Raw genomic sequence first — 17,357 nt, forward strand, 5'->3', positions numbered from 1 at the left:
GGCTGGCAATGCTTGGAAAATCACAAAAAGCCGCCCATCTGGCCGAAGAAATCACCGATTACACGGTCATTCAGGGGCGATCACTCTGGCAGGACGCGCGCATGCGTTTCGTCCGCAACAAGGCCGCAATGGCGAGCGTATTCATTCTGGGTCTCATCGTGTTGTTCACGATTATCGGGCCCTACTTTGCCGTGTGGAACAACGAGGAAATCGATTGGAACGTCATGGGTGACGTACGCGGCATGGGGATGCCGTCCATTGAAACAGGACACTACTTTGGTGTCGATGATCTTGGGCGTGACCTCTATAGCCGGGTCATTCAGGCGACGACCACATCGCTGTTGGTGGGCTTGATCGGCGCTGCGACAGCTCTGATCGTTGGAACCTGTTACGGGATTACCGCCGGATACATCGGTGGCCGCACAGACGGCGCCATGATGCGATTTGTCGACATCCTGCTGGCCATTCCGGCGACACTGGTCATCATCCTTTTGCTGGTGGTCGCAGGGCGGTCATTCTTTATGCTGTTCATTGCACTTGGTGCGGTCGGCTGGCTGACCATGGCGCGGATCGTTAGGGGGCAGACCCTGACCCTGAAAAACCGCGAGTTCATCGAAGCCGCCCGAGCCGCTGGTGTCAGCGAGTTCACCATCATGTATCGCCACATCCTGCCCAACCTTTTGGGGGTGGTGATCGTTTACGCCTCTCTGCTGGTGCCCGAGATGATCCTGACCGAGAGTTTCATTTCGTTCCTCGGATTGGGGATTTCGGAACCTTACACTTCGTTGGGCCGTCTGATCGCCGAAGGGGCCGGAACGATGGGTTATGGCACCCTGTGGCAGTTGATGTTCCCCCTCACATTCTACGTCGCAATCATCATCACGATGTTCTTCATCGGGGATGGCCTGCGCGACGCTCTGGACCCGAAGGATCGCTGATATGAGTCTGTTTTCCGTAAAGGACCTGAGCGTCCAGTTCGACACGCCCGATGGCGTGGTCGAGGCTGTTAAAGGCATCAGCTTTGATATCAATCCGGGTGAATGTCTGGGGATTGTGGGTGAAAGCGGGTCTGGCAAAAGCCAAACCTTTATGGCCGCGATGGGATTGCTGCCTCCGGCTGGCAAAGCCTCGGGATCTGCCATGCTGAACGGGCAGGAAATCCTGAACCTGTCGGTCAACAAACTGAACCAGATCCGTGGCGACGATGTCGGCATGATCTTTCAGGACCCACTGACTGCGCTGACCCCGCATCTGCGGATCGGGCAGCAGATGCGCGAAGTGCTGCAGGTTCACGAAGGGCTGCAAGGCTCGGCGGCGCGGGCGCGTTGCCTGGAATGGCTGGATCGTGTGCGCATCCCAGAAGCCAAGCGGCGTCTGGATCAGTATCCCCATGAGCTGTCGGGCGGTATGCGCCAGCGGGTCATGATCGCGATGTCAATGCTGTGTAACCCAAAGCTGCTGATTGCTGACGAACCAACGACAGCTTTGGATGTAACCGTACAGGCGGACATTCTGGATCTGATGGTGCGCCTGCAAAAGGACGAGGGAACCGCGATTGCTCTGATAACCCATGACATGGGTGTCGTCGCACGTATGTGTGACCGCATTCAGGTCATGCGGCTAGGTCAATTCGTCGAAGCCGGTGACACGCGCGAGATCTTCCGCGCGCCCCAGCACGAGTACACGCGGACGCTACTTGAGGCGATGCCTCGGATCGATGCGGGTGACGCCCCCAAAGCGCTGGACAAAGTAGAAGAGCCACTGCTCAAAGTCGATGACGTCAAGGTTCACTTCCCGATCCACGTCTCAGGCGGATTGTTTGGTCGCAAAGTGCCCCTTAAAGCTGTTGATGGTGTTAGCTTCGACATCCGCAAAGGCGAAACGCTGGGTGTTGTGGGCGAATCCGGTTGTGGCAAGTCCACACTGGCCCGGGCTGTCCTGCAACTGATCGAGCCCAGTGCAGGCAATGTCAGCTGGTTGGGTCATCCCATCGTCGGACTGAAACGCGCCGAACTGAACAAGTACCGTAAGGATCTGCAGATCGTGTTTCAGGATCCGTTGGCCAGCCTTGATCCGCGTATGACCATCTCGGCCTCGATTGCCGAACCGCTGAAGACCTATCGCCCTGACCTGACCGAGCGTGAACGCAAGGACATGGTCGCCGAAATGATGGAACGGGTCGGTCTCAAGGCCAACATGATCAACCGATACCCGCATGAGCTGTCCGGTGGGCAGAACCAGCGAGTCGGCATTGCACGTGCGATGATCAATAAACCCAAGCTGATCATTTGTGACGAGGCGGTTTCGGCGCTGGACGTCTCCATTCAGGCTCAGATCGTGGAGCTATTGCGCGAACTGCAAAAGGAATTCGGCCTGTCGATGATTTTCATCAGCCACGACTTGTCTGTGGTTCGCGCGGTATCGAACCGGATCATGGTTCTGTATCTCGGTCGGATCGTCGAATTGGGGGATGGTGAGGTGATTTGTTCCGAGCCGATCCATCCATACACCAAATCGCTGATCTCAGCGGTGCCTATCCCGGACCCGGATGTGGAACGCAGCCGCCAGCGGCTCAAGCTGCCGGGCGAGTTGCCATCGCCCATGGACCCCAAGGCTGCGCTACGCTTTTTGCCCAGCAGGTTGAACAGTGGTCAGACGGACTATGTTCCAAAACTCAGCGAAGTCGCGCCCGATCACTTTGTGGCAGAGCACGACACGCTGGAAGCCATTATGGCAAACACTTGAGAAAAAGCCCCGAAGTTGCGAACCAGCTTCGGGGCCTTTTTTGTTGCTGGCCAATCTGAACTTTATGTGATTTCACAGGCACAATCTCGCCTATCAAGCTCAACCGTGCCAGACAGGCCCAAAAGCTGCCAAAATACCAATATAGGGCTGAGAACAACGATACCTGATTTTGACTCCGCACCGACAAGCTGGCACCTTTTGCGGGGTCTATGCCCGGTCTACCGGGCAATATTGATTGATCTGGTTTCTCGGCCTAAGAGGAAGCCCCGGACCACCGGGCGAAGAATTGAATTTGAGAGGTAACATGACACGCAAGGTCACCAAGGCGATTTTTCCTGTTGCAGGGCTCGGCACCCGCTTCCTGCCAGCGACAAAATCCGTCCCGAAAGAGATCATGACTCTCGTTGATCGCCCACTGGTTCAATACGCCATTGACGAGGCGCGGGCGGCCGGCATCACCGAATTCATCTTTGTGACGTCGCGCGGAAAATCAGCTCTGGAAGACTATTTTGACCACAATCTGGTCCTTGAGCAGGAGCTGAAGGCTAAGGGCAAAGATGACCTGCTGGAAACGCTGAATGCGACCAACATGGAAAGCGGCGCTATCGCCTATATCCGCCAACACAAGGCATTGGGTCTGGGACACGCCGTCTGGTGCGCACGGCGTCTGATCGGGGACGAGCCCTTTGCCGTAATGCTGCCTGACGACGTGATCGCTGCAGACAAGCCCTGCCTGCAGCAAATGGTCGAAGCCTACGAAGAAACCGGTGGCAATATGGTCGCCGCAATGGAAGTGCCAGCGGAAAAAACCAGCTCATACGGTGTTTTGGATGTGGGTGAAAACATGGGCACGGTCGTTCGCGCGAGAGGTATGGTTGAAAAACCCAAACCCGAAGAGGCGCCTTCGAACCTTGCTGTGATCGGCCGGTATATTCTTGGCCCGTCCGTTCTTTACAACCTGAACCAAAAGAAGAAGGGCAGCGGCGGAGAGATCCAGCTGACTGACGCGATTGCTGCGGATATCGGAAACGGTGTTCCCGTCTTTGGATATCAGTTTGAAGGTGAACGATTCGACTGTGGTTCAAAAGCCGGGTTTTTGCAGGCAACCGTAGCGTTTGCGCTTGCCCGTGATGATCTGCGCGCGGACTTGAATCAGTATCTGCATGACATCGTTGCAACGGAGCGGGCAGCACAATAATCGAGTGCTCTTTCCTCTGACTGCATTTTGACGATACCGATTGTGATGAGCAGTCCTAAGGCATGCAATTCATGAAAACTGTCTGTCCTGTCATCCTGTGCGGAGGGTCGGGCACGCGCTTGTGGCCCCTGTCGCGTAAAAGCTATCCCAAGCAGTTTGTTCCACTGCTTGGCGAGACAAGTTTGCTGCAGGATTGCGCCGTGCGAATGCGCGGCCCGGCAACGGCGCCATATGCCAAGCCACTGATGCTGACCAACGAAGCATTTCGTTTTGTCGTGCCGGAACAACTATCTGCGATTGGCATTGATCCGGGGCCGATCCTGATCGAGCCCGAAGGTCGCAATACCGCACCGGCTGTTCTGGCGGCTGCACTGTATTTGTCTGATCAAGACCCCGATGCTGTGATGCTGGTTGCCCCATCCGATCACGTAGTGCCCGATAAAGCGGCTTTCCATGCAGCTGTAGCCGAAGGTTTGATAACCATCGAAGAACGCGGTGACCTGATTACATTCGGAATCACACCAGACCGTCCTGAAACCGGCTATGGCTATCTAAAACTCGGCAGCGTACCGGACACATCGGGCTCAGCAGTGCCTCTGGACCGGTTCGTCGAGAAACCCGATCTGGATAGCGCCAAAGCCATGCTGGCGGATGGCAGCTATATGTGGAACTCGGGCATATTCCTGTTTGCCGTGCGCGATATCATTGCCGCTTTCAAAGAACATGCTTCTGCGTTGGTTGCACCGGTTCGACAAGCTGTTGATCAGGCTCAGACGGATTTGGGTTTTCTGCGGTTGGATGCGACATCCTGGGAACAGGTTGAGGGCATTTCGATCGACTATGCAGTGATGGAAAAGGCCGACAACCTGAGCGTCGTCCCCTATGCCGCAGGGTGGTCGGATGTTGGTAGTTGGTCTGCTGTTCAGGAGCTCAGCTACCCAGATGTGGATGGTGTGGCCCAAACCGGCGATGTCACAACAATCGACTGTCAAAATGTGTTGGTTCGTTCAGAATCCCCTGCTCAGACCGTGGTGGCAATGGGTGTTGAGAACCTAATAACCGTCGCGATGCCCGATGCGGTTCTGGTGGCCAGTATGGATCGTGCGCAAGATGTCAAACGGGCGGTTACAGCACTCAAGGCGAAGGGTGCGAAACAGGCCGAGTCTCTGCCGGTCGATCACCGCCCATGGGGTTGGTTTGAAAGCCTGGTCATTGATGATCGTTTTCAGGTCAAACGCATTCACGTTCATCCCGGCGCCGCGCTGAGCCTGCAATCGCACCATCACCGTTCTGAACACTGGATCGTGGTGAAAGGAACTGCAAAGGTCACGATCGACGCTGAAGAGCAGCTCGTGAGTGAAAACCAGTCGGTCTACATCCCGCTCGGGGCCAAGCATCGACTGGAAAATCCCGGTAAAGTTCCGATGGTACTCATTGAGGTGCAGACCGGAGCTTATCTGGGTGAGGATGACATTATCCGGTACGAAGATTTCTACGCGCGGAAATAGCGGCCCGAGTGATTGCTGCGCCGATGCAGTAGCGCTGCATCGCACTATACCAAACGGATAGAATCACTTTGCGAGGAGTGGTGACGCACCCCTCCACAACACTGGGTCTTTCTTTGATTTGTTTCCATTTCGGAAATCCTAGGTTACCAGAAAATTATCAGGGCATCCGGGCCGGTCAGACAGGTTTCACACCCTTCAGGGCAGGTTGGCGCGCAACGACATTGTCGAACCGACAGCCACAGGAGGATGCCCATGTCACAAAACTCACCCCGTCTGAACCTGCCGTTTTTGCAACCCTCGCAGGCCCAGAAACATGTCACCCATAACGAAGCACTGCGTCAGCTGGATTTGATTGTTCAGCTGAGTGTCGTGTCCATGAATGCAACCACCCCTCCTGCCGTCCCCGGGCAGGGAGATGTGTATGCGCTTGGGGCATCACCGACCGGAGACTGGAGCGACAACCCCGGGCAGCTTGCGGCCTGGCTGGACAATACGTGGCACTTCATCGAACCGGTTACAGGTTGGCGTGCATGGGATCAGGACACGGATCGCCTGAAAATCTGGGATGGAAGTGCCTGGGCTGACCCGCCCGTCGAAACCCAGAACCTGCCGGGTATCGGCATCCAAACCGGACATGACGCAACCAATCGCCTGTCCGTTCGCAGCCCGGCTACATTGCTGAGCCATGATGGCAGCGGCCATCAGCTGAAGATCAACAAAGCCAGTGAAGGCGATACCGCATCTTTGCTTTTTCAATCCAACTGGACCGGTCATGCCGAGATGGGTTTATCGGGCAACACGGGATTTGCCATCAAGGTTTCGCCAGATGGCGGCAGCTGGACCGAGGCGCTGAGCATTGATCCAGCCACGGGTACAGCAACTGGCGCGGCTGTGCAGGCAAATGCAACAGACACGACAGCCGGGCGTTTGATGCGCGCCGACTACGGTTATGGGCCAGGAAATCTGTTGGGTTCAGTTTCCGAAGCCTCCGGCACCCCAACCGGTGCGGTTATCGAGCGCGGCAGCACGGCAAATGGCGAGTTTATACGGTTTGCTGATGGCACACAGATCTGTACCGCCAATCTGGACCCCGTAAGCTGCACCACTTCTGTGGGCGTTCTTTTTGCCAGTGCTTCAACGACTTGGACCTTTCCGACGGCTTTTGCAGCAGGCTCTGTCCCGGTACTGAGCGGAAGCGGTGGCGCTGTTGGGCGGTTCGCAGGAATTGATGTGCCGTCTGAAACACAGGTGACGCTGCAGGTGCTTTGCGCGACATCGGATGCCACTGCAAAGGCACCCTCGGTCACAGCTATCGGACGCTGGTTCTAAATAGCCAGACCGTCCGAAACCGGACGGTCACCTTGTCCGCAAATCCTGGTGACCTGATTCAGATACCAAGTCGGATATGTGAGAGCAGCCAAGGTGCAGAAGCCGTTGCACCCCAGCGTCAAGGGTTTGATGGATCACCTTGTTCTCGATCGCAAGTTTTCGTACCTAAAATATTAGGGACAGCATTGGTCGCGCTAATGTCACCAACCTTGGCCGCAGCCCGGACCACAACAATAAGTCGCAGTGCCCGAAAGAACTCCGGCGCCGCTGACTGGTCCGTCATATCAAATCCTCTACGGTTGCGGGCAACAAGGTCCAGCATTTCACGAGCCTTCTGCCGCTCACGTAACTTAAACAGAATTGCGCAGCCAACCATCCCGCGACGCTCTGCCATGTAAGTCTTGCGCATGAATGTCTCATTGACCAGGCGGGAATATTGGGAATCGATGCGCATGATCACATCACATGCTTTCAAGGCCAGCGCATGATCGCCTTCGACCGCAATCACCTTTGCAATCTAATTTACACTCTCTCCCGAAAACTCCAGCAGCACCCCAATCGCGCTGGCTGTTGAGATTGCCCATGAACGGACAATCTTTCAGCCCCCGCGAGATGCTTGCCAGACCTCACGTGATTTTTCGCGTCACAGAGGTTCCGCCCCGTTGCGGGTCTTCGTGATCCCAAAGGAATACAGTTTGACCACCGCATAGAGAAATCGGAGATAAAACAGAGTGGCTTAACGCTGAGGCGTTCCCCTACCAATCCATACTGTCCGATGTCGAGACCAGATTTGACCCGTCCCTACCGGCAATACCGATTATCAATGCAGTCTTGACCAATGTTCCGCCTCGCAATTTCGAGGTCCTGTCTGTTGTCTCAATGATGGCGAGAAACTATTGAATGCAACCCAAGGTCACTGACAGGCATTGAATCCGCCAGCAGTTTCTTCGAATGTATGCGCGCCATCGGCGTAATTGGTAAGAAGGATTTTTAAGTATGCGTATTGCGATGATCGGCACCGGCTATGTTGGTCTGGTGTCGGGGGTGTGTTTCTCGGATTTCGGTCACGACGTGGTTTGCGTTGATAAGGCGGATCAAAAGATCGACATGCTGCAAGCCGGTGAGGTGCCCATCTATGAACCCGGCCTGGATACCCTTATGGCCAAAAACGTTGCTGCAGGCCGACTGAGTTTCACCACCGATCTGAAGGCGGCTGTTGCCGGGGCGGATGCGGTGTTCATTGCCGTTGGGACACCCACGCGCCGCGGAGATGGCCATGCCGATCTAACCTATGTGATGGCAGCTGCTGAAGAGATCGCAAACGCGATCACCGACTATACCGTCATCGTCACAAAATCGACCGTTCCGGTGGGAACCAACCGTAAAGTGCATGAGGTGGTCACCGCGGCGAACCCAAAGGCGGCATTCGACGTGGCCTCGAACCCCGAGTTTTTGCGTGAGGGTGCGGCGATCGACGATTTCATGCGCCCTGACCGCGTGGTCGTAGGCGTCGAAAGCGATCGCGCTGCCGAAGTCATGGCCGAGATTTACCGCCCGCTTTATCTGCGCGACTTCCCGATCCTGACCACCGATCTGGAAAGCGCCGAGATGATCAAATACGCAGCCAATGCGTTTCTGGCGACCAAGATCACCTTTATCAACGAAATCGCGGGCCTGTGCGAACGTGTAGGCGGCGACGTCAAAGAGGTTGCGCGCGGTATCGGGCTGGATGGCAGGATCGGCAACAAATTCCTGCATGCCGGTCCCGGCTATGGCGGCTCATGCTTTCCTAAAGACACCGCCGCGCTTGCCCGGATCGGACAGGAACATGCGCACCCGATGCAGATCACCGAGACCGTCATTCGCGTGAATGATGAGGTCAAGAAACGGATGACCGAGAAAATCCGCGATGCTTGCGATGACAGCTTTAACGGCAAAACCGTTGCGATCCTTGGGGTGACGTTCAAACCCAACACCGACGACATGCGCGATGCCCCGTCGTTGACTATTGTTCCAGCACTGATTGGCGGAGGCGCAAAAGTGCGCGTCGTTGATCCGCAGGGTAAAGCCGAAGGCGAGGCATTGTTGCCGGGCGTCGAATGGGCAGAAGATCCTTACGAAGCCGCCAAGGATGCCGACGCGGTGGTTCTGCTGACTGAGTGGAACGAATTCCGTGCCTTGAACCTTGAAGAGCTGGCAGGCGCGATGAAGACAGCCCGAATGGTTGATCTGCGCAATATCTATGCCGAAAGCAAAGCGCTGAAATCCGGCTTTGAATCCTATGTTGGTGTCGGGCGCTGAGCGCGCCCGATCATTACGTCAGACTTTGTCCAAAGCCTCTTCCAGTTTGACCAGCTCGCCATCTCGCATCGAGATGGCCTGAGCCGGATAGGGAAAGGCTTTGGCGCGGACTTCGGACTGAAACTCTTTCAGCGCCTCGACACGCTCCTGATACATTTGCCGGTGCAGGCGCCCAAGATCGCGGAAAGCATGGGCATGGCGCGGCGGGTTTTCAGCCTCACCGCAAATATCGGCCATAAACAGAAAGATCACATCGCCTGCATTGCCAGATCCCAATGAGATGGTGACGATCGAGGTTCGATCATTCAACAGGCGCAGAGTGTCTTCGGCCACGCATTCAATCTCGCACGCGATCGCACCCGCATCCTCATAGCGTTTGAACGTCCGGTAAATCTGCATTGCCTCATCCGCAGTCCGGCCAAATGCGCGCAGCCCACCTGCCCAATGGCTGAGCGATGGCACCAGCCCCATATGAACCTGAACCGGTATGCTTTCGCGCGCCAGCATCTCAACCACTTCGAACGAACGATTGGTGAAATACATGTCTGCGCCCTTCTCCATACAGTCGATGGCATGGCGCATGATCTCGTCATTTGTGGCGAACTGACCCCAGTTCATGGCGGTCCCGGCAAAATGGGTTGGCGCAATTTCACGCGCCATATCCAGATGCACATCCCACAGTGTCAGCAGATCGATTCCGGCATCGACACAAGCCTTAATCTCGGCCTCATTCGCCGGGTTGCACATGGTCAGCCGTTCGCCGGTTTTCTTGAGATCCAGCAGGTCCTTGACCGTATAGTTGCGTTGCGCGGGACGGCGGCCAAACGTGTAGATGTTTTTCATGATGTACCCTGTTCTTTCATAGCAATTGCCGGGCCCATCAGGACCCGGCACAGTCTTGTTCTGGTCGAGCTATTCGGCGGCCCAGATTTTTCGACGGCGTTCCTTGACCATGTCGTTGCCCTCATCGGTGCCATCGTGGAACGTGTTGAACCACTCATCCCACGGCGTCTCCCACGTGCCATAGTTGCAATCGAAGAACTTGTGGTGCAGCTGGTGGAAAAAGTCGCCAACCTGGAACCTGGCCTTGTTGCCGAGTTTCACATGCTCGAACCCGGCATGAGAGGTCGGAGCACCAATCCCGTGATGGAACAGCAGGAAAATGGCGTGGACCGGGTGCGACGGCAGCAGGAAGAAGATCATCGTATCGAACATCAGAAAGAAACTTTCGACGGGATGCATCGCCAGACCTGACCATGGACCTGTATTGATATTGCGGTGATGCCACGCGTGAACCTTGGTGTATAGCGGACCGACATGCAGCAGCCGGTGCAGCCAGTAAAAGTGGAAACCAGCCCAAATCGGGATGAACACTACCATCGCGATAAACCAGACTGGATTGCTGTCGAAGGTGATCATCGTCACCCAGCCATTGGCATAGGAGTAGAGGATGAAACACTCCCAAAAAGTCCAGAATGTCAGTGCCGGGCCAAGCGTCCAGAACATGTTGTCCCAAACCTGGTTTTTGAAGGTAAAGACCTTTGCACCCTTCATCATCGGGCGCATGTCATAGCGGTATTCGTCAGCCTGCGTTCGGAACTTCCACAAGGCCAGATGCAAACCGCCTGCAACCACCATTAGAATACAGAAATTTCGGAACCATATCTCAGCGACCCAGTCCCAGCTCAATGTCTCGATCCGGGCCAGCGAAGGTGTCAGGTAGTTCCAGGTGATGATCGCAAAGACCAGCAGAAACGCCCGCAAAGCCAGCGGATTCCAGCTCTGCAACAGGTATCGCAATGTAGCCAGCGGCTTCATCGGCCAGTCCCAATAGGGCGAGGTTTGGATCGGCAGTTGTGGGGTATAGTTCCAGATCTTGCGCTTGGGGCGCGGTTGGGTGGCGGGATCTGACATGACTTAGCTCATTCTTTCTGTTCGCTGCCACGCACTGTACGACCCGTCTCGTAATCCTCAGAACGTTATGTCTTGCCGGTCAGCCTAAGTTTTGCTTAGCCTGTGTGCATGGCAACTCGTATCCCATCCCTCAACTGGCTGCGCGTGTTCGAGGCAGCAGCGCGAACCGAAAGCTTTGCCCGCGCGGCCGTGCAGCTGAACATGTCCGCCGCCGCCGTCAGTCAACAGGTCAAGGCACTGGAAACCCGGTTGGGAACTCCCCTATTCCATCGCCACGCCCATGCCGTGACACTGACCGAAGCTGGCCGTGCCTATCTACCATCCGTGCAGCAATCCTTGCTGATGCTGGAAACAGCGACCACGGGGCTGTTCGGCGAAACGCGGGAACAGAGGCTCTACGTGCAATCCGTTCTGCTGTTTGCACACGGCATTCTTGCGGGTGGCCTACCAGAATTTCAGACCAATCACCCGCAGATCAATCTGTCGCTGTCGACAGGGAACATGGTCGCTGATTTCACAAACCGATTTACCGATCTGCAAATTGTCTTCGGCAATCCCGCACTTTTTGGCACCGATGGCGACGAGTTGTTGCGCGAACGCCTTTATCCGGTGGCTCCGCCTGGCATCGCTGCACAGATTCAGCATCCGCAGGATCTGTTCCAGTTCAACCTGATCGAGGTTTCAACGCATCGCGCCAGCTGGCCCCATCTGTTCGAAAGCCTGCGCCTGCCTGCAGGACAAGCGCGCTACTTCTTTGCTGACAATTCGTTGATGGCGGCTGAGCTTGCTGCCAAGGGCGGTGGCGTCGCGTTGGCGCGCGCGCCCGCATCGGATCGCATTATGGAACTGTCCGGCCTCGTGCCTTGTCTGTCGGATATCGAAGTAGAGGGTCAGGAAGCATATCACCTGATCTATCCGGATCGCGCAGCGCTGCGGCCGCCCGCGCGTGCCTTTCGGGATTGGCTGCTGAATTACAGTGCCGCCGTCCAGACGCGGTAACGGCCCTGCCCCGTTACCTCGCGGATCAGACCACGCTGGGTGAATATGTCGATGTTCCGCTGTGCTGCCGCCCGTGAGGCTTCGGTCAGTTCTTCGGCCAGCGGGACGGAAACCATCGGCCATGCCGTCAGCACGTCAATCAATATCGGTGGTGTCCGCCCGCTGAGATCCCCGGTTGCCTCTCTGGCGCGTTTTTCCCAGGCGCTTACCCGATCCAGATGCAGCAAAGCGGCCAGCGCGGCCTGTCCTGCACCGCGTATCCAGGCGGACAGTTTCTCGGCCGGTTCACCCACACCGCGCAGTGCGCCGGGCCCCGACAAGGCCAGAGGCATGAACATCGCTCCACCGCGTCCAATGGACGCCGCATGGCGGGCTGCAATGATCGCCGCCTCGGTATCGTGGCCTATTCCTTGCGACAAGGCACGCCACGCATGAAAGGCGATCGCGGCCTGTGTGACGGGGTGCAAGCCTTCGGCGTTACGCATCACTTCGGCAAGATCGCCCACAGTTTCGGGAACATCTTCGATCCCCTGCGCCAGCCGATCGAGAAATGCCGTCAGCCCGTCTTCCCACCCACCTGCAGCAGGTGGTGCACCCGAAGTCAGGCGGCGCACGGCCCAACCCGCGCGAAACAGGGCCTGCACATCATCACTGGTCGCACCGATCCGAAGCCCCGTCCACAAGGCCAACCGGTCAACGCTGATCCGGTCACCGGTCCACCAGCCCAGATCGGATACATCCATCAAAGCCAGACGGTGCGTCCAGCCATCCGGTCCGGCGCGCAAACGTTCGTCCAATGCACCGAATGTGACGGCCAGATCAGCCAGTTCAGATGACAGCTCATCCTGCGCCGTCCGCCAGTCGCGCGGATCAAAAAGAAGTCGCCGGTCTGCCCGTGGGCCAGGCGGAAGAAAGTCATCCCTGACTTCATCATCTTCGGGTGGAAGAAACCACAGATCCTCTTCATCCCGCTCGTCAGTGTCATAGATGCTCTGAGGCCCGACATCCGCGGCCTCGTCATCCGGATCAGGCATGACACGTTTCGACTTCATGCCCGCCATTCTTTGGGCATTTCCGCCGGTTCACAAGAGGTTTTCTGCTTGGGTGAGGTTAGCCCGAGAAGGTTTTTCTCAGAACACCCAATTCACCATCCAAATTGGTCTGCGGATTGCTGCCCAGCAACATGTAGCCATAGCCATCCTGCGCCCAAGTTGCAGTTGCCAGACCGCTCAGAACCGCCTGTTTAACATCCTTGTTCGGCGCTGCTGGCCCCTGCCGGATGACACAGAACGCAAATGGTTCACCCTGCGCGTCCGCAAACACGATCTGCACCAGAGGTTTGCCTTTGAAAGACAGGATCTGTGCGCGTTTCAGCTCCAGCCCCGGCAATGCTTCCAATGCATCGCGGTTCAGTGAACGGCCCAGTTTTTCCTCGGCCATTTCAAACTGCGCATCAAGCGACTGCGGAGAACTGTCCAGGGATGCAATCGTTTCGGGAACATAAAGCGACTGATAAATCGCAGCCTGTTCTGCCCAACCCGGCTCAACCGGCCGCGTGGCCCAAAAGGTCAAAGCCACCGCAGCAATTGCGGTCGCCGCCGCAACACTCATCAGACGCAGATACCCGCCGGATGAACGCACAGGCGACGCAGCAACCATTTCCGGCAAGTCCACTTGCGGCGTATTGGCTGGCAAACCCTCAAAGACCTGCTGAACAACCGGCGCAAAAGGATCAAGCGACATCAGACGCTGTTCCAGTGTGACGTCTTCCTCGACCGCAGCCTCAATGGCGCGGCACTGATCCTCGTCAAGACTGCCTTCCAGATACGCCAACAGCGTCTCGTCGGAAAACTTCATTTGCCACTCCGTCGCGCGGTGTCAGCCAAATCATGCTGCATCACGGTTTTCAGTTTCTGCCGGGCATTCGATAACCGGCTCATGATCGTACCGATGGGAACGTCCAGCAACGCAGCAGCTTCGCGGTAGCTGTAGCCCTCGACGAACACAAGCATAACCGTTTCCCGCTGCGCCTCTGGCAGCTGCATCACTTGTGTAAACACTTCAGCGGCGAAAATATTCGTTTCCGAATCCGGACCGGTTGCAACCAGCTCTGCCTCGGGCGTAACCGACAACGCCTGCGCGCGTCGAACAGACCTTGCACGCACTTCGTTCAGCCAGATCGATCGGCAGATCGTCATCAACCAGGAATCCAGCCGTTCATACGATGTAACCTGATGATGCCGTTCCAACGCCCGCAGGCAGGTCGACTGCAGCAAATCATCCGCAACATCGGATGCGCCCGACAAGGCAAGTCCAAACCGCCAGACGCGTTTCGAATGCGTCTGGATCGCGCCGCGCACGGCCTGTTCGGAATTCATTTCGCCAACCATCGAATAAATCGCGACCTGCGTGTGTTTGTCTTTGCACGGGCCGGACCCGCGCGGTCAGGACTGGCACAAATCTAGGAGGAAAGAAATGAAACTTCTGTTGAAGGCAGTCACAATTGTGTCGGCAATTGTTGCAACCCAGACGTCTGCAGAGACCTGGACGCTGACCCCTGAGGGTTCTCATCTGGCCTATGGCTCGATCAAGAAAGACACCGTGGGTGAGGTCAACAGCTTTACCAACCTCAGTGGACGGGTCAGCGCTGATGGCAAGGCCGAGATCGAAATCGACCTGTCTTCGGTCGAGACCAATATCGACATCCGCAATGAACGGATGATCGAATACGTATTTCGCAAAGCCGGTTCTGCCACACTGACAGCCGAGTTCGATATGGAGGAGATTTCTGGCCTAGCGACCGGTGCAACCGCCATCGTGGATGCCGAGGCTGTGCTGTCGCTGGCCGGAACCCAGGTCGAATTCGACGCCGAGATGTTCGTGGCCCGTTTGTCCGAAACCACAGTGATGGTATCGACCAACGACATGGTTTTCATCAGCACCGAGGATGCGGGCGTCAACGCGGGTGTCGACAAGCTGATGGAACTGGCGGAACTACCCGGCATTACACGCACCGTTCCGGTGACAGCCCGCCTTATGTTTACACTGGATGACAAGAAAGCTGAGGCCGCCCCGACCGCTGCCGCAGTCGTAGAGACCGCAAGTCTTGCCGGAGACCCAAAGGCGGGCAAAAAGGTCTTTCGCAAGTGCAAGGCCTGCCATGAACTGAAACCGGGTCGAAACACGGTAGGCCCGACGCTGCATGGCGTGATCAATGCCAGCGCGGGACAGGTCGAAGGATTTAAATACTCCGGAGCGCTGCAGGATTCAGGAATCGTCTGGACCGAAGCTGCACTGACCGAGTTTCTGGCCAATCCTCGCAAAAGCATCCCGGGAAACCGGATGGCCTTTCCGGGTTTGAAGAAGGATACCGATATTGCCGATGTGATCGCGTATATTCAGGCAGAAACACAGGGCTGAGCCTGATCAAGTTACTCTGTTGGCGAAGCCTCGGATGCCCTCTTGTCGGCCACCAGTTTTACAAGCTGGTCCTTGGTACGATCAATATGAAGGGTCAGCAAAACACAGGCTTCGTCCACCTGCCCTACTTTCGCCAATCGCAAAAGTTCACGGTGCTCTTTCCGCGCTGGTTCGCGTTGTTTCATTACACTCAGGTGCATGCGAATGTAGCGGTCTGATTGCAAACTGACCCGCTGCAGCAGCTCATTGGTCAGGCTGCGTCCTGCGGGTGCGTAAAGCGCCGAATGATACTCATAGTTAAGTGCGCCCCAGCGGCCCACATCATTGGCATCATATGATGCCTCCATCTGCTTGAGAATCTGTTCGCAACGGGCAAAATCTGTCGACGTCATCGACGGAATGGCGCGACGGAACAAATCGACCTCCAGCAAAACGCGGAGATCAAAAATCTCACCAATTTCGGTCAGCGAGTGCTTGGTGACACTGGCCCCGCGATTGTTGGTCAGCAACACCAGCCCCTCGGCGTCCAGCTGTTTTAGCGCCTCGCGAACCGGCATGCGCGAAACGTCATATTCTTCGGCCAGTGCTTCCTGCCGGATAATCTCACCTTCGGCCAGTTCGCCGCTCAGAATACGTTCTCGCAAGTCATTTGCGATGACGTCAGGAAGGCTCTGCCGGGCTATTGCGCGCTTTGCTGGCAAGTGGATATCCGTCGTTTGAATTTTGGATACAAATATCCGGCTTTTCGTGTCATTCCAACCTGAAACACCCGCCAAGGCAGTTGAAACCCGGCCCTTTTCCCCGCTATCCATCCCTTATCAGCACAGGGGATGGGACATGAGCACAACAGTAAAACTGACACCCGAAGAAATCCGGGACCTGTCCCTGAAGGTTCTGTCGCATTCGGGCTATGGCCCTGACCATGCAGCCGCAATTGCGGAAATGCTGACCACCTGTCAGTTGGATGATTGTCAGTCCCATGGTCTGTTCCGCCTCTTCATGTGTGCTCAGACCAAGCAGGCAGGCAAGATCGACGGCCATGCAGAACCGGTTCTGGAACCTTCCGACAATGCGATTGTTCGGGTGGATGCACAGGGCGGCATGTCGCTGCTTGCATTTCAGAAAGCGCTGCCCGTTCTGATCGATAAAACCCGCACGCATGGTATAGCCGCCATGGCAATCAATCGATGCTTTCACTTCTCGGCGCTCTGGCCCGAGGTTGAAAGCCTGTCCTCTGCCGGACTGGCGGCAATGGCCATGGTGCCAAGTCACTCGTGGGTCGCGCCAGCGGGTGGTACGCGGGGCAGTCTGGGCACCAATCCGCTGGCGTTCAGCTGGCCACGCATGGGCAAAGACCCGTTTACCTTCGACTTCGCCACCAGCGCCTTTGCCCGTGGCGAGATCGAGCTTTACAAACGGGCGGGCAAACCTCTGCCCGAGGGTGTTGCAATCGACAAGGATGGCAACCCGACAACCGATCCGCAGGCGGCGATGGATGGCGCAATGCTGACATTCGGCAGCTATAAGGGCTCTGCCCTATCGATCATGATCGAGCTTCTGGCCGGTCCGCTGATTGATGATCTGACCAGCCTTGAAAGTATGGAATTTGCCGAGGGAACGGGCGGTGCGCCGTATCACGGCGAAATTATCATCGCCTTTGACCCTAACCAGTTCAGCGGCGGGAAAGCCGAGGCCAATGATGCCCGTGCCGAACGCCTGTTTGCTGACATTCTGGATCAGGGCGCTCGCCTGCCCTCGCAACGGCGTTTTGCAGCCCGCGCCCAAAACCATCAGCGCGGCTATGCGGAAATTCCAGAACAGCTACACACCGATTTGCTGGCGTTGTTGGTCTAAAGCTTTTGGGGAATACACAGTACTTTCTGTACCGCCAATGTCCCAAGAGTGCGAAGCGCGGCAGGGTATTGGCGGTTCAAGGTTTCCCC

General features: G+C 56.5%; 16 protein-coding genes. 9 read left to right on the top strand and 7 right to left on the bottom strand.

All coding sequences use genetic code 11. From position 1 onward, the window contains the following. Nucleotides 1–8: 8 nt before the first annotated feature. The 5 genes from E1297_RS40540 to E1297_RS40560 all read left to right on the top strand — a co-directional run bounded on the left by E1297_RS40540 (nt 9) and on the right by E1297_RS40560 (nt 6,780). Nucleotides 9–938, top strand: a complete 930-nt coding sequence (locus tag E1297_RS40540; protein ID WP_155148404.1) for an ABC transporter permease subunit — start codon at nt 9–11, stop codon at nt 936–938. A gap of 1 nt (nt 939) precedes the next feature. Further along, nucleotides 940–2,745: an ABC transporter ATP-binding protein gene (locus tag E1297_RS40545; RefSeq protein ID WP_155148406.1), complete on the top strand. Its 1,806-nt coding sequence runs from the start codon at nt 940–942 to the stop codon at nt 2,743–2,745. A gap of 304 nt (nt 2,746–3,049) precedes the next feature. Continuing rightward, a complete protein-coding gene (gene galU / locus E1297_RS40550) occupies nt 3,050–3,943 on the top strand; it encodes a UTP--glucose-1-phosphate uridylyltransferase GalU (RefSeq protein ID WP_155148408.1) in 894 nt (297 codons plus the stop codon). A 71-nt stretch (nt 3,944–4,014) separates the two neighbouring features. Next, nucleotides 4,015–5,451 (top strand): mannose-1-phosphate guanylyltransferase/mannose-6-phosphate isomerase, encoded by a 1,437-nt coding sequence (locus E1297_RS40555; protein WP_155148410.1) that lies wholly within the window; start codon nt 4,015–4,017, stop codon nt 5,449–5,451. A 252-nt stretch (nt 5,452–5,703) separates the two neighbouring features. Beyond that, a complete protein-coding gene (locus E1297_RS40560) occupies nt 5,704–6,780 on the top strand; it encodes a DUF2793 domain-containing protein (RefSeq protein ID WP_155148412.1) in 1,077 nt (358 codons plus the stop codon). Nucleotides 6,781–6,898: 118 nt separating this feature from the next. Here E1297_RS40560 and E1297_RS40565 read toward each other — a convergent pair whose 3' ends face one another. Next, the gene (locus tag E1297_RS40565; RefSeq protein WP_155148414.1) at nt 6,899–7,288 is read right to left on the bottom strand and encodes a hypothetical protein; all 390 of its coding nucleotides are present in this window, start codon (nt 7,286–7,288) and stop codon (nt 6,899–6,901) included. 488 nt (nt 7,289–7,776) lie between these two features. On the opposite strand from E1297_RS40565, the gene E1297_RS40570 reads away from it, so the two are divergent. Further along, on the top strand, nt 7,777–9,081 hold the full coding sequence (locus tag E1297_RS40570; RefSeq protein ID WP_155148416.1) for a UDP-glucose/GDP-mannose dehydrogenase family protein: 1,305 nt from the start codon (nt 7,777–7,779) through the stop codon (nt 9,079–9,081). A gap of 18 nt (nt 9,082–9,099) precedes the next feature. Here E1297_RS40570 and E1297_RS40575 read toward each other — a convergent pair whose 3' ends face one another. Both E1297_RS40575 and E1297_RS40580 read right to left on the bottom strand, forming a co-directional pair. Further along, on the bottom strand, nt 9,100–9,924 hold the full coding sequence (locus tag E1297_RS40575) for a 3-methyl-2-oxobutanoate hydroxymethyltransferase (protein WP_155148418.1): 825 nt from the start codon (nt 9,922–9,924) through the stop codon (nt 9,100–9,102). A gap of 69 nt (nt 9,925–9,993) precedes the next feature. Continuing rightward, the gene (locus E1297_RS40580) at nt 9,994–10,995 is read right to left on the bottom strand and encodes a sterol desaturase family protein (protein ID WP_155148421.1); all 1,002 of its coding nucleotides are present in this window, start codon (nt 10,993–10,995) and stop codon (nt 9,994–9,996) included. Between the two features lie 108 nt (nt 10,996–11,103). On the opposite strand from E1297_RS40580, the gene E1297_RS40585 reads away from it, so the two are divergent. Then, nucleotides 11,104–11,994 (top strand): LysR family transcriptional regulator, encoded by an 891-nt coding sequence (locus E1297_RS40585; protein ID WP_155148423.1) that lies wholly within the window; start codon nt 11,104–11,106, stop codon nt 11,992–11,994. On the opposite strand, the gene E1297_RS40590 is transcribed toward E1297_RS40585, so the two are convergent. Genes E1297_RS40590 through E1297_RS40600 form a run of 3 tightly spaced genes read right to left on the bottom strand, consistent with a single transcriptional unit; the run spans nt 11,967 to nt 14,372 of the window. Then, nucleotides 11,967–13,046 (bottom strand): helix-turn-helix domain-containing protein, encoded by a 1,080-nt coding sequence (locus E1297_RS40590; RefSeq protein WP_196223529.1) that lies wholly within the window; start codon nt 13,044–13,046, stop codon nt 11,967–11,969. The two genes, E1297_RS40585 and E1297_RS40590, sit on opposite strands and share 28 nt — an antisense overlap. Nucleotides 13,047–13,104: 58 nt before the next feature. Then, a complete protein-coding gene (locus tag E1297_RS40595) occupies nt 13,105–13,851 on the bottom strand; it encodes a hypothetical protein (RefSeq protein ID WP_155148425.1) in 747 nt (248 codons plus the stop codon). Next, a complete protein-coding gene (locus E1297_RS40600; RefSeq protein ID WP_209016296.1) occupies nt 13,848–14,372 on the bottom strand; it encodes an RNA polymerase sigma factor in 525 nt (174 codons plus the stop codon). Before E1297_RS40600 ends, E1297_RS40595 begins: the two co-directional genes overlap by 4 nt. Before the next feature lie 97 nt (nt 14,373–14,469). On the opposite strand from E1297_RS40600, the gene E1297_RS50570 reads away from it, so the two are divergent. Beyond that, nucleotides 14,470–15,414: a cytochrome c family protein gene (locus E1297_RS50570; protein WP_155148429.1), complete on the top strand. Its 945-nt coding sequence runs from the start codon at nt 14,470–14,472 to the stop codon at nt 15,412–15,414. Between the two features lie 11 nt (nt 15,415–15,425). Here E1297_RS50570 and E1297_RS40610 read toward each other — a convergent pair whose 3' ends face one another. Further along, a complete protein-coding gene (locus E1297_RS40610; protein WP_155148431.1) occupies nt 15,426–16,115 on the bottom strand; it encodes a GntR family transcriptional regulator in 690 nt (229 codons plus the stop codon). Between the two features lie 136 nt (nt 16,116–16,251). On the opposite strand from E1297_RS40610, the gene E1297_RS40615 reads away from it, so the two are divergent. After that, the gene (locus E1297_RS40615; protein ID WP_155148433.1) at nt 16,252–17,268 is read left to right on the top strand and encodes an Ldh family oxidoreductase; all 1,017 of its coding nucleotides are present in this window, start codon (nt 16,252–16,254) and stop codon (nt 17,266–17,268) included. Nucleotides 17,269–17,357 lie beyond the last annotated feature (89 nt).

This window comes from Roseibium sp. RKSG952, from assembly GCF_009711355.1.

What these genes read in the sequence shown, in the direction of transcription:
- E1297_RS40540 (WP_155148404.1), top strand. Translation starts at nt 9, where the DNA reads ATGCTTGGAAAATCACAAAAAGCCGCCCATCTGGCCGAAGAAATCACC.
- E1297_RS40545 (WP_155148406.1), top strand. Translation starts at nt 940, where the DNA reads ATGAGTCTGTTTTCCGTAAAGGACCTGAGCGTCCAGTTCGACACGCCC.
- galU (WP_155148408.1), top strand. Translation starts at nt 3,050, where the DNA reads ATGACACGCAAGGTCACCAAGGCGATTTTTCCTGTTGCAGGGCTCGGC.
- E1297_RS40555 (WP_155148410.1), top strand. Translation starts at nt 4,015, where the DNA reads ATGAAAACTGTCTGTCCTGTCATCCTGTGCGGAGGGTCGGGCACGCGC.
- E1297_RS40560 (WP_155148412.1), top strand. Translation starts at nt 5,704, where the DNA reads ATGTCACAAAACTCACCCCGTCTGAACCTGCCGTTTTTGCAACCCTCG.
- E1297_RS40570 (WP_155148416.1), top strand. Translation starts at nt 7,777, where the DNA reads ATGCGTATTGCGATGATCGGCACCGGCTATGTTGGTCTGGTGTCGGGG.
- E1297_RS40575 (WP_155148418.1), bottom strand. Translation starts at nt 9,924, where the DNA reads ATGAAAAACATCTACACGTTTGGCCGCCGTCCCGCGCAACGCAACTAT.
- E1297_RS40580 (WP_155148421.1), bottom strand. Translation starts at nt 10,995, where the DNA reads ATGTCAGATCCCGCCACCCAACCGCGCCCCAAGCGCAAGATCTGGAAC.
- E1297_RS40585 (WP_155148423.1), top strand. Translation starts at nt 11,104, where the DNA reads ATGGCAACTCGTATCCCATCCCTCAACTGGCTGCGCGTGTTCGAGGCA.
- E1297_RS40590 (WP_196223529.1), bottom strand. Translation starts at nt 13,046, where the DNA reads ATGAAGTCGAAACGTGTCATGCCTGATCCGGATGACGAGGCCGCGGAT.
- E1297_RS40595 (WP_155148425.1), bottom strand. Translation starts at nt 13,851, where the DNA reads ATGAAGTTTTCCGACGAGACGCTGTTGGCGTATCTGGAAGGCAGTCTT.
- E1297_RS40600 (WP_209016296.1), bottom strand. Translation starts at nt 14,372, where the DNA reads ATGAATTCCGAACAGGCCGTGCGCGGCGCGATCCAGACGCATTCGAAA.
- E1297_RS50570 (WP_155148429.1), top strand. Translation starts at nt 14,470, where the DNA reads ATGAAACTTCTGTTGAAGGCAGTCACAATTGTGTCGGCAATTGTTGCA.
- E1297_RS40615 (WP_155148433.1), top strand. Translation starts at nt 16,252, where the DNA reads ATGAGCACAACAGTAAAACTGACACCCGAAGAAATCCGGGACCTGTCC.